Below are 1839 nucleotides of genomic sequence, written 5' to 3'. Positions count from 1 at the left end.
CCCCCGCTGGTCCTGACCGGGGCCGGGTACCTCGTCGCGGCCGTGCTCGGCGGCGTCGCGGCCGGTGCCTACGTGCGGGCCGCGGCGCGCATCGCCCAGGCCGTGCTGCTCGACCTGCGCCGCCGGGTCTTCCGCCAGACCCAGCGGCTCTCGCTCGAGTTCCACGAGTCGTACACCTCGGGCCGCATCATCTCCCGGCAGACCTCCGACCTGGAGGCGCTGCGCGAGCTGCTCGACGGCGGCCTGACCGGCGTCGTCTCCTCGCTGCTGCTCATGGTGTTCACCTTCGTGAGCCTGCTGCTCATCGACTGGCGCTCCGGCCTCGTGCTCGCCGTCGCGTTCATCCCGGCCTGGCTGCTCACCCGCTGGTTCCAGCGCATGTCCCAGCGGTACTACCGGGAGCAGCGGACGGCGTCGGCCCGGCTCATCGTCAAGTTCGTCGAGACCATGACCGGCATGCGCGCCGTCCAGGCGTTCCGTCGCGAGCCCACCACCGAGGCGGACTACGGCAAGCTCGGCGAGGACTACCGCGACGCCAACCTGCAGATCTTCGGCGTCAACGGCCGGTTCCAGCCGGGCCTGATCCTGATCGGCAACCTGACGGTCGTCGCGGCGCTCGCGGTCGGCGGCTGGCGGGTGCTGGACGGGGCGCTCGAGGTGGGCGTGCTCGCGGCGGTGCTGCTCTACTGCAAGCGGTTCTTCCAGCCGGTGCAGCAGCTCGGCATGTTCTACAACGCGTTCCAGTCCGCGACGGCGGCCCTGGAGAAGGTCTCCGGCCTGCTCGCCGAGGAGCCCACCGTCGTCGAGCCCGCGAACCCGACGCCGCTGGCGCCGGCCGGCGGCCAGGCACGGGGTGAGCTGCGGCTGGATCACGTGCGGTTCCAGTACGGCGAGGGCCCCGTGGTGCTGCCGGACCTGGACCTCACCATCCCGGCCGGGCAGACCGTGGCCGTGGTCGGCACCACGGGCGCCGGCAAGTCCACGGTGGCGAAGCTGGTCACGCGCTTCTACGACGCGTCCGCCGGCGCCGTGCGGCTGGACGGGATCGACGTGCGCGACCTGTCCTCGACCGACCTGCGGCGCGCCGTCGTCATGGTCACGCAGGAGGCGTACCTGTTCAGCGGGTCCGTACGGGAGAACATCGCGCTCGGCCGGCCGGGCGCGTCCCAGGAGGAGATCGAGGCGGCGGCGCGGGCCGTGGGCGCGCACGAGTTCGTCATGGAGATGCCCGACGGGTACGACACCGACGTGAACAAGCGCGGCGGGCGGGTCTCGGCCGGGCAGCGGCAGCTGCTGTCGTTCGCGCGGGCGTTCCTCGCCGACCCGGCGGTGCTGGTGCTCGACGAGGCGACATCGTCCCTCGACATGCCGGGTGAGCGGCTGGTGCAGCGGGGCCTGCAGACCCTGCTGGCCGACCGGACGGCAATCATCATCGCGCACCGGCTCTCCACGGTCGCGATCGCCGACCGGGTGCTCGTGATGGAGCACGGCGCCGTGGTCGAGGACGGCACGCCCGCAGAGCTGATCGCGGGCGACGGGCGGTACGCGCGGCTGCACGAGGCGTGGCAGGACTCGCTGGTGTGAGGTGCTCGTCCGGGCTCCGGGGGTGATCGTCAGCGGCCACGCAGGCCGCTGACGATCGCCTCCAGCGCCCGGTCGAGCTCGGCGTCGGTCACGCCGCCGAAGCCGAGCACGAGGCCTGTCAGGTGTGCGCTGCGGCAGTAGTCCGCAAGGAGCCGGACGTCGAACCCGGCGGCGCGGGCGGAGGTCCGCGCCGCCTGGGCCGCCGCGGCGCTCGTGTGCCAGGTCGAGTACATGCCGGCCAGCGGCCCGGCGAGC

General features: G+C 73.1%; 1 protein-coding gene and 1 pseudogene. One reads left to right on the top strand and one right to left on the bottom strand.

From position 1 onward, the window contains the following. Window positions 1-1584 (top strand): ABC transporter ATP-binding protein (locus tag PROKR_RS11570; RefSeq protein ID WP_051432897.1); only part of this gene is annotated, 1584 nt, incomplete at its 5' end. Between the two features lie 29 nt (window positions 1585-1613). On the opposite strand, the pseudogene PROKR_RS34660 reads toward PROKR_RS11570, so the two are convergent. Then, a pseudogene (locus PROKR_RS34660) lies at window positions 1614-1839 on the bottom strand (PLP-dependent aminotransferase family protein); the annotation flags it as partial.

This window comes from Promicromonospora kroppenstedtii DSM 19349, from assembly GCF_000515355.1.
GTDB lineage: Bacteria > Actinomycetota > Actinomycetes > Actinomycetales > Cellulomonadaceae > Promicromonospora > Promicromonospora kroppenstedtii.
Note: the sequence above shows the minus strand (reverse complement) of the source record. Positions and strands in the feature narration are given on the sequence as shown.